This window comes from Nocardioides sp. (genome assembly GCF_034670285.1).
Classification (GTDB): Bacteria; Actinomycetota; Actinomycetes; order Propionibacteriales; family Nocardioidaceae; genus Nocardioides.
In genome coordinates this window covers 1-8,790 of the sequence record NZ_JAXMNS010000132.1, presented here as the reverse complement: position 1 = coordinate 8,790, position 8,790 = coordinate 1, and the positions used below count along the sequence as shown (strand labels likewise).

The window sequence follows — 8,790 nt, the reverse complement described above, 5'->3', positions numbered from 1 at the left end:
CGGCACGGACAGGACGGCGTCGCCGCGCGCGTGCTCGTCGGCAGCATCGGCACCGGGGACGGCGTCGCGGGCGGCGACGGTGGCTGGCAGCTGCCCGAGCACCCCGCGGTGGTCGTCGACTCCGACTACGTGCTCGCCGCCGTGGGGCTGCTCGCAGACGTGCACCCCGACACCGCGCGTCGGCTGGCAGCATCGCTGCTCGCGAGCACCGCGGACCGTAAGGTGCACGGGTGAGTGACGACCGGCCCGAGCAGCCCGAGCAGCCCGCAGGGGCCGAGCCCGAACAGTCCGAGGTCGAGGAGTCGGCGCCCCCGGTGACCCGGCGGCCGCGCCGCCGTCGCAGTGTCGACCGGGAGGCCGAGGACCTCGAGCGCGAGGCCCGGATCACCGCGCGCATCGCGGCCCAGTGGGCGCTGCTGCGCGAGGAGCGCGATCGCCGTACGGCGCCGCCCCCCGAGCCGGAGCCTCGCGTCACGCGTGGGTCGTCGAACTTCAGCCGCGCCCAGGTGCCGTGGGGCGTCGACCTCCTCGCGGCCTGGTCGTGGCGGCTGATCGTGATCGGGATCGTGGGCTACGCGATCCTCCAGCTGGTCGGCTACTTCTCGATCATCACCCTGCCGCTCGCGATCGCCGTCCTGCTCTCGGCGCTGACGACTCCCGTCGTCCAGCTGCTGCAACGGCTGGGGGTGAGCCGTTCGTTGTCGGCCGTCGCGGTCGTGCTCGGGCTACTCGGCTTCGTGGGGCTCCTCCTGACCTTCGCCGGCCAGCAGATCGCCAACGGGGCCGAGGACCTCGCGACCTCGACGGTCGCCGGGCTCGAGGACATCAGGCGCTGGCTGGAGGAAGGTCCGCTCAACGCCAGCGACAGCCAGATCGACTCCTTCATCGCTCAGGCGCAGGACCTCATCAACGAGCAGACCAAGGACCCCGACAACGTCGGCCGGGTCACCGAGGTGGGCACCGCCCTGGGTCACGTGCTGGCCGGCCTCTTCATCGTCCTCTTCGCCACCTACTTCTTCCTCGCCGACGGCGACCGGATCTGGTCGTGGGTCGTGCGGCTGACCCCGCGCGCCGCCCGTCACCGCGTCGACAGCTCAGGTCGCGTGGCCTGGATCTCGCTCACCCAGTTCGTCCGCGCCACCGTGATCGTGGCCGCCGTCGACGCGATCGGGATCAGCCTGGGCGCGGCGATCCTCGGTGTCCCGTTCGTGCTCGCCATCGGTGTGCTGGTCTTCCTCGGCGCCTTCGTGCCACTGATCGGAGCGACCTTCGCCGGCGCGGTCGCGGTGCTCGTCGCGCTGGTCGACCAGGGTCCGCTCACGGCACTGATCATGCTCGGCGTCGTCATCGGCGTGCAGCAGATCGAGGCGCACCTGCTCCAGCCGTTCCTGATGGGCCGCTGGGTCTCGGTGCACCCGCTCGCGGTGATCATCGCGATCGCCGGTGGTGTCCTGGTGGCCGGCGTGGCCGGCGCGCTGGTCGCCGTGCCGCTGGTCGCGGTCGTCAACGCGGTGGGTCTGCACCTGGCCACCAACAGCGAGGTCGGCGACGACCCCGTCGAGCAGCTGGCCGAGGACTACGAAGAGCAACGCAGTGTCGACCAGGTGGGGGATGCCGATGACCACGTCTAAGGGGCCTGAGGGGCCCAAGGAACCCGAGGTCGGCCTCGCCGACATCCGCTCGGCCCGCGAGACCCTGCAGGGCCACTCGATCACCACGCCCATGGAGGAGTCGCGCTGGCTCTCCGACATCGTCGGGGGCCCCGTCCTCCTGAAGTGCGAGAACCTCCAGCGCACCGGCTCCTTCAAGGCCCGCGGCGCCTTCGTGCGCATCTCGAGGCTGACGGCGGAGGAGCAGGCGCGCGGAGTGGTGGCGGCCTCCGCGGGCAACCACGCCCAGGGGGTGGCGCTGGCTGCCCAGCAGCTCGGCATCGAGGCGACCGTGTTCATGCCCGAGGGGGCGCCGATCCCGAAGGAGAAGGCAACCCGCGGCTACGGGGCGGAGGTGGTCTTCGAGGGGCGCTACCTCGAGGACGCGCTGGTCGCTGCCCGCCGGTTCTCCGAAGAGACCGGCGCGGTGCTGATCCACCCCTTCGACCACGCCGACGTCGTGGCCGGGCAGGGCACAGTCGGGCTCGAGATCCTCGAGCAGGCCCCCGAGACCCGCACCGTGATCATCCCGACCGGTGGGGGTGGCCTCCTGGCCGGCGTCGCCATCGCTCTCAAGGCGCTGCGCCCCGACATCACCGTCATCGGGGTCCAGGCCAAGGGTGCTGCGGCCTATCCCGGCTCGCTCGAGCGCGGTGCCCCCGTGGCGTTGTCGTCGATGAAGACGATGGCCGACGGGATCGCGGTCGGTCTGCCCGGCGAGATCACCTTCGCGGCGGTGCGCGACCACGTCGACGAGGTGGTCACCGTCACCGAGGAGGCGATGTCGCGGGCGCTCCTGGCGCTGGTCGAGCGCGCCAAGATGATCGTCGAGCCCGCCGGAGCGGCCGCGGTGGCGGCGATGATGGAGAACCCCGGTGCCTTCGAGACCCCCGCCGTGGCGGTGCTCTCGGGCGGCAACATCGACCCGATCCTGCTGGGCAAGGTGATCCAGCACGGGATGGCGGCCGCGGGCCGCTACCTCAACCTGCACGTCACGATCCCCGACGTCCCCGGCGGCCTGGCGCGGCTCCTGGGCGAGGTGGGCCAGACGGGCGCCAACGTGCTCCAGGTCGTGCACGAGCGGATCAGTGCCTCGCTGCACCTCGACGAGGTCGACGTCCAGCTGCAGCTAGAGACCCGTGGTGAGCCGCACGCCGAGGCCCTCCTGGCCCGCCTACGCGAACGCGGCTACACCGTCCAACGATGAGGACGGCGCAGCCGCGTGCGGTGGTGCTGAGGTGTGCGGACGCAGGGGCCTACCCCGTGTAGGGCACGGCGTCGACGATGACGACCTCGAGCTCCTTGCCGTTGGGGGCCTCGTAGACCACCGTCTCGCCCTTGGTGCGGCCGTTGATGGCCGAACCGAGCGGCGACTGCGGCGAGTAGACGGTCAGGCCCTCGGGCTCGATCTCGCGGGCGCCGAGGAGGAACGTCTCGATCTCGTCCTCGTCGTCGCCGACGAAGCGGTAGGTCACGACCATGCCGGGCTCGACGACGCCGTCGTTCGGGGGCGTCTCGCCGACCTCGGCGCGGCGCAGCATGTCCTCGAGCTGACGGATGCGTCCCTCGTTCTTGCCCTGCTCCTCGCGCGCGGAGTGGTAGCCGCCGTTCTCCTTGAGGTCACCCTCGTCGCGCGCCTCGCTGATGCGCAGGACGATCTCCTCGCGGACGGGGCCCTTGAGGTGGGCGAGCTCGGCCTGCAGCTTGTCGAAGGCCGATTGGGTCAACCAGACGGTTCCCTGCGTGGTCGGTTGGCTCATGACTGCTCCTGTGCTGATCGAGGGTGTGACGGTTCGTGGATCGGCGTACATGTCGCGGGCCGGTCCCGGGGAGGGGACGCCCAGCGCGTCAGCCGAATGATCGAGCCTAGCAAGGCGGTGCGGCGCAAGCGCCTCAGCGCGGCCGGGACTGGCCCGGCGCCGTGCAGCCGAGCAGCTCGACGGCGGTCGCGCGCCGGTCGGTGCTGATCTCCTGGGTGACCCGGCCCGAGTCGGTGGGGCGGGGGACGAACGAGACGGTGCCGACGAGCGTGTGGTCCTCGGCGTAGGCCCGCACGGTGCACGTCGCCTCGACGTCGTCCTGGAGATCGACGATGAAGCGAGCGCTGGCGGTGTTGTCGTCGACGATCGTGAAGGTGAGCTCGCCGGAGGCGACCGGCGGGCTGGACTGCTCCCAGATCGTCCACCCGAGCCACCCGACCGACACGACCACCAGGACGGCGATCGCGCTGCGCAGTGCCGGCCGTCGCCACGGCGCCGGGGCGCCGTACCGGTCGGCAAGGGTGTCCTGGGTGCTCACGGCTCCATCCTCCCACCCAGGCCCTGAGGCCTTCCTGCCAGGAGGGCTCTAGGCTGGGGCCATGTCGAACGACCCGCGACCCCTGGCGGGTTACCGCCTCATGCACGTGCACGCCCACCCCGACGACGAGTCGAGCAAGGGCGCGGCCTCGACGGCCAAGTACGTCGCCGAGGGCGTCGACGTGCACATCGTGACCTGCACCGGCGGCGAGCGCGGCTCGATCCTCAACCCCAAGATGGATCGCCCCGACGTGCTGGAGAACATCACCGAGATCCGCCGCCAGGAGATGGAGCGGGCGCGCGACATCCTCGGCGTCACCCAGGACTGGCTCGGCTTCATCGACTCCGGGTGGCCCGACGGTGACCCGAAGCCGCCGCTGCCCGAGGGTTGCTTCGGGCTGGTGCCGCTCGACGAGGCCGTCGAGCGGCTCGTGGCGCTGATCCGTTCCTTCCGCCCGCACGTGCTCACGACGTACGACGAGCGCGGGGGCTACCCGCACCCCGACCACATCCGCTGCCACGAGGTGAGCGTCGCGGCCTTCGAGGCCGCCGCCGACCCCGAGCGCTTCCCCGAGACCGGCGAGGCCTGGCAGGTCTCCAAGCTCTACTTCCACCACTCGTTCAACCGTGCGCGGATGCAGAGCCTCCACGACGCGATGGTCGCCCACGAGCTCGTCTCGCCGTGGGAGGAGCGCCTGCGCGACTGGAAGCCGGAGCCCGACTGGGACGCCCGCGTCACGACACGCGTGCCGTGCGGTGACTACTTCGGGGTGCGCGACCAGGCCCTGCTCGCGCACGCCACGCAGATCGATCCCGACGGGTTCTGGTTCGCGGTGCCCCGTGAGATCCAGGTCGACGTCTGGCCCACCGAGGACTTCGAGCTGGTCACGAGCCACGTCGACGCGCCGACTCCCGAGAGCGACCTCTTCGCCGGCATCGACCTCTCTGCCGGCTGACGACCCGCTGGGGCCGGGTGAGAGAATGGCGGCATGTCTGACGCCGTCCTCCAGCTGATCACCCTCGCCGTCGACGGGACCCCTCAGGACGAGGACGTCGTGGCGGGCTGGACGGCCTTCGGGCTGTTCGGTCTCCTCATCCTGGCCGTCGCCTTCCTCGGCTTCAGCCTCACCAAGCGGCTCAAGAACGCCGCTCGCTCCGCCGAGGAGGGGCGCTACGACCCCTCCGACCCGAAGCCCGAGCGTCAGGCCCGCGGTCTCGCCGCCGCCCGGCAGCTGCGCGAGCAGGCCGAGCGCAACGACGTGCAGGACGACCCAGACGGGCACCCCGACCGCTGAGCCCGCGCGCCCCGCGGCCCGTTGACCGCGTGGTGCAAGGATGAGGCCATGGCTTCACGACCGATCCAGTCCGGTGTCGTCGACGCACGTCAGCGCGTCGGCAGCCCACCCGCCCGCCCCACGTCGCTGAGCCTCGGTGGAACGACCGTGGCCGCCGTCGGGTCGGCCCGGCTCTACGTCTGCGGCATCACGCCGTACGACGTCACGCACCTCGGCCACGCCTCGACGTTCGTGTGGGCCGACGTCATCGCGTCGGTGCTCGACGCGAGTGGGGTGCGTCCGCGCGTGTGCCGCAACATCACCGACGTCGACGACGTGCTGATGGAGGCGGCCCGGAGCAAGGGGCGCCACTTCGACGAGTACGCGCTCGTGCAGCAGTCGCTCTTCGAGCAGAGCATGCGCGCGCTGCGGGTCGGCACGCCCGCCGAGGAGCCGCGGGCCCGCCACCACATCGAAGCGGTGCAGCAGCTCGCCCAGGCCCTCCTCGACCTCGGCGTGGCCTACGAGCGCGATGGCACGGTCTGGTTCCGCGCCGGCGACGTGGTCGAGCGCAGCGGACTCTCCCGCGAGCGAGCCCTCGAGCTGTCGGCCGACTACGGCGACGCCCCCGACGATCCCGCCAAGGACGACCCGTTCGACGTCCCGGTGTGGCGAGCGTCGTCCGACGACGACCCGGCCTGGATCAGCCCCTGGGGCTGGGGCCGGCCCGGCTGGCACGCCGAGTGCGCCGCGATGGCCTGGTCGGTGCACGGGCCGTCGGTCGACGTGCTGGTGGGCGGGGAGGACCTCGCCTTCCCGCACCACGCCTACCAGTCCGCCATGGTCGAGGCGGTGTCGGGCTTCACGCCCTTCGCCCGCGCCGTCCTGCACGTGGGCGAGGTACGGATCGACGGCGCCAAGATGGCCAAGTCGACGGGCAACCTCGTCCTGGTCGACGACATCCTCCAGGGCTGCTCGCCCGCTGCGCTGCGCCTGCTCCTGCTCGCACGCCCGTACGGCGAGGCGTGGGACTACGAGCCGAGCCGGCTCGCGGAGGCCGAAGGCGCGCTGCAGCGGTTGTACGCCGCGGCCGGTCGAGCCGGGTCGTCCACCGACCCGGACAGTGCCGTCGCACTGCTCCGCGAGGACCTCGACGTGGCCGGCGCGTGTGCGCGGGCCGAGGCCGACGGCGGCGAGGTCGCACGCAGACTGATCACCGCCCTGCGTCTGGGCTGAGCCTCAGCGACCAGTGGAGGACGGGTGTCGGCCCGTGTCTGTGCTGACGCTCGTCCCGCTGGCCGAGACCCCACCGATGGGGGCTGGGGTCGGTAGGTACCGAGGAGTAGGTTTCGAGGTGTGACCCAGGACACCTATGACTACGTGATCGTGGGCGCCGGCAGTGCCGGGGCCGTACTGGCAGCGAGGTTGAGCGAGGATCCCTCCGCCACCGTGCTGCTCCTCGAGGCCGGAGGTGAGACGGAGGGCGCCGACGAGGTCGCCATCCCGGCGGCGTTCCCGTCGCTGTTCCGCACCAAGTGGGACTGGAACTACAACACCACCGAGCAGAAGCAGCTGCACGGCAAGAAGGCCTACTGGCCGCGCATGAAGGCGCTCGGCGGCTGCTCGTCGATGAACGCGATGATCTACATCCGCGGCGCGCACGCCGACTACGACGCCTGGCGCGACCAGTACGGCGCCGAGGGCTGGGGCTTCGACGACGTCCTGCCCTACTTCCTCAAGTCCGAGGACAACACCCGGCTCGCCGGGCGCTACCACGCCAGCGGCGGACCCCTCCACGTCGAGGACCGCGCCTACACCCACGAGACGACCTCGGCCTTCGTCGAGAGCGCCGTGAGCGCCGGCCACAAGCGCACCGACGACTTCAACGGTGAGACCCAGGCCGGCGCCGGGCTCTACCAGGTGACCTGCAAGCGCGGGAAGCGCTGGTCGACCAACGACGCCTACCTCGCTCCGGCACGAGGACGTGCCAACCTGACCGTCACCACGGGAGCGCTCGCCTCGCGCGTCGAGCTGTCGGGGGAGCGCGCCACCGGCGTGACCTTCCGTCAGGGCGGCTCGGAGCACACCGTCCACGCTCGGCGCGAGGTGATCCTCAGCGGCGGCGCGATCAACAGCCCGCAGCTGCTGATGCTCTCGGGCATCGGACCGGCCAGCCACCTGCGCGAGGTCGGCGTCGAGAGCCGGGTCGACCTGGCGGGGGTGGGCTCCAACCTCCAGGACCACCCGGTCACGCCGCTGATCTGGCACACCCGCAACACCACCGACGTCGCCGAGATGTCGAACCTCAAGAACCTCCTGCAGTGGAAGATGCGCGGCACCGGTCCGCTGTCGTCCAACATCGGGGAGGGCGGCATGTTCTTCTCGACCCGCGAGGGCCTTCCCGCCCCAGACCTTCAGGTGCACGTGGCGCCGACCGGCTTCTACGACAACGGCTTCCACGAGCCCACGTCGCGGATGTTCTCCGCCGCCCCGACGCTGGTCTCGGTCGCCAGTCGCGGCTCGATCCGCCTGCGCTCGGCCGACCCGAGCTGGCACCCGGCGATCGACGCGGCCTACCTCGAGGACCAGACCGACCTCGACGCGCTGCTGTCCGGCGCGCGTACCACCTGGGACATCTGCACCCAGGGCGCGTTGGCCGACTACCTCGAGCGGCCGTGGAACCTTCCGGCCGACCCATCGGACGACGACCTGCTCGAGCACATCCGCACCTGGACCCAGACGCTCTACCACCCGACCTCGACCTGCGCGATGGGGTCGGGCGAGGACGCGGTGGTCGATGCCTCGCTGCGCGTGCGCGGTGTCGAGGGACTGCGTGTCGTCGACGCCTCGGTGATGCCGGCGGTGCCCCGCGGGAACACCAGCGCCCCCACCATCATGGTCGCCGAGAAGGCGGCCGCGGACATCAGGAGTGCACGATGACGCTGATCGACCACACAGCCCCCGAGACGCCGGAGCTGTCGCCCGACGGGATGGCGCTGAACGCCGAGCACACCTTCGACTCCCTCAGCCCCATCACGGGCGACGTGGTGGGCACCTACCCGATCCACTCCGCCGAGGAGGTCACGGCCGCGGTCAGCGCGGCCCGCGAGCACGCCGCCTGGTGGGCCGCCCTGAGCTTCGACGAGCGCAAGGAGCACCTGACCATCTGGAAGGGCGCGATGACCCGGCGTCTGGCCCAGCTCGCCGCCATCGTTCACGCCGAGACCGGCAAGCCGCACAGTGACGCCATGCTCGAGGCCTCGCTCGCGATCGACCACATCGCCTGGGCGGCCGGCAACGCCGAGAAGCACCTCAAGCGCCAGAAGGTCTCCTCGGGCCTGCTGATGGCCAACCAGTCGGCGTCGGTGGCCTACAAGCCGCTGGGCGTCGTGGGCGTCATCGGTCCATGGAACTACCCGGTCTTCACGCCGATGGGCTCGATCGTCTACGCCCTCGCCGCCGGCAACGCGGTGGTGTTCAAGCCCTCGGAGCACACGCCCGGCGTCGGCGTGTGGCTCGCCCGCACCTTCACCGAGGCGTGGGAGTACGGCCCCGGCGACCGGCCGAGCG

Annotated in this window: 10 protein-coding genes; 8 read left to right on the top strand and 2 right to left on the bottom strand. The window is 71.5% G+C overall.

The window, feature by feature from the left end; translation table 11 throughout:
* From VOI19_RS08465 to ilvA, 3 genes are all read left to right on the top strand, one after another.
* On the top strand, positions 1–234 hold a 234-nt coding region (locus VOI19_RS08465; protein ID WP_323792526.1), incomplete at its 5' end, for a glutamate mutase L.
* Positions 231–1,631, top strand: coding sequence for an AI-2E family transporter (locus VOI19_RS08460; RefSeq protein ID WP_323792525.1), 1,401 nt, complete (start codon positions 231–233; stop codon positions 1,629–1,631). The genes VOI19_RS08465 and VOI19_RS08460, both read left to right, overlap by 4 nt.
* The gene (gene ilvA, locus VOI19_RS08455; RefSeq protein ID WP_323792524.1) at positions 1,618–2,856 is read left to right on the top strand and encodes a threonine ammonia-lyase; all 1,239 of its coding nucleotides are present in this window, start codon (positions 1,618–1,620) and stop codon (positions 2,854–2,856) included. Before VOI19_RS08460 ends, ilvA begins: the two co-directional genes overlap by 14 nt.
* 49 nt (positions 2,857–2,905) lie before the next feature.
* On the opposite strand, the gene greA is transcribed toward ilvA, so the two are convergent.
* Together greA and VOI19_RS08445 are read right to left on the bottom strand one after the other, a co-directional pair.
* Positions 2,906–3,409: a transcription elongation factor GreA gene (greA, locus tag VOI19_RS08450; RefSeq protein ID WP_323792523.1), complete on the bottom strand. Its 504-nt coding sequence runs from the start codon at positions 3,407–3,409 to the stop codon at positions 2,906–2,908.
* Positions 3,410–3,542: 133 nt separating this feature from the next.
* Complete coding sequence (locus tag VOI19_RS08445) at positions 3,543–3,947, bottom strand: DUF4307 domain-containing protein (protein ID WP_323792522.1); 405 nt, start codon at positions 3,945–3,947, stop codon at positions 3,543–3,545.
* Between the two features lie 61 nt (positions 3,948–4,008).
* Between VOI19_RS08445 and mca the strand changes: the two genes are divergently transcribed.
* From mca to VOI19_RS08420, 5 genes are all read left to right on the top strand, one after another.
* On the top strand, positions 4,009–4,902 hold the full coding sequence (gene mca, locus VOI19_RS08440; protein WP_323792521.1) for a mycothiol conjugate amidase Mca: 894 nt from the start codon (positions 4,009–4,011) through the stop codon (positions 4,900–4,902).
* Positions 4,903–4,935: 33 nt separating this feature from the next.
* Positions 4,936–5,241, top strand: coding sequence for a hypothetical protein (locus tag VOI19_RS08435; protein ID WP_323792520.1), 306 nt, complete (start codon positions 4,936–4,938; stop codon positions 5,239–5,241).
* A 48-nt stretch (positions 5,242–5,289) separates the two neighbouring features.
* A complete protein-coding gene (locus tag VOI19_RS08430; RefSeq protein WP_323792519.1) occupies positions 5,290–6,456 on the top strand; it encodes a cysteine--tRNA ligase in 1,167 nt (388 codons plus the stop codon).
* 120 nt (positions 6,457–6,576) lie between these two features.
* Positions 6,577–8,160, top strand: coding sequence for a GMC family oxidoreductase (locus VOI19_RS08425; protein WP_323792518.1), 1,584 nt, complete (start codon positions 6,577–6,579; stop codon positions 8,158–8,160).
* Positions 8,157–8,790 (top strand): aldehyde dehydrogenase family protein (locus tag VOI19_RS08420; RefSeq protein ID WP_323792517.1); only part of this gene is annotated, 634 nt, incomplete at its 3' end. The genes VOI19_RS08425 and VOI19_RS08420, both read left to right, overlap by 4 nt.